Source organism: Bradyrhizobium sp. 14AA (genome assembly GCF_054185205.1).
This window is the reverse complement of sequence record NZ_JAVAYM010000108.1, coordinates 1-503: the sequence shown is the minus strand read 5'-3', so window position 1 is coordinate 503 and position 503 is coordinate 1. Positions and strand designations below refer to the sequence as shown.

Genomic DNA, 503 nt, shown 5'->3' with positions numbered 1-503 from the left:
ATTCGCCGATTTTGACTGAGAATAGTCCCTCCTGCTGCGTGGAATCTATCGGGCAGTCGGAGATAATCATATCCAGCTTGTGCTGGCTGAGCTGTTCGAGCAACATTTCGTGCGTCGACTCAAAGCAACGCAGATGTATGGGTTCATCCACCACCACCGCCGCATCCAGAACGCTGCTGACCAGACGCTTGGATAAAGCATCGGCGACGCCGACATCAAACAACAGGTTTGATTCTTTGCGGTAATTGACGATATCCAGCATCTCCTGGCTTAGCGTAAACATTTTATCCGCATAGCGAAAAACCAGCTCGCCCAGTTCGCTGGGCTCAAGACCGCGTCCCTTACGTTTAAATAGCTTCACCTGTAAACGCTCTTCAAGGGCTTTAATTTGACCAGTAATGGTTTGCGGCGTCAGAAAAAGCGCCTCTGCGGCACCCACGACAGAACCTTCTTTATAGACATGCCAGAAGTAATAAAGATGGTTGTAGTTAATATGAGACATG

General features: G+C 48.9%; 1 protein-coding gene. It reads right to left on the bottom strand.

The window, feature by feature from the left end; genetic code table 11:
* Positions 1-503 (bottom strand): transcriptional activator NhaR (gene nhaR / locus RAD15_RS43535; RefSeq protein WP_458184818.1); only part of this gene is annotated, 503 nt, incomplete at both ends.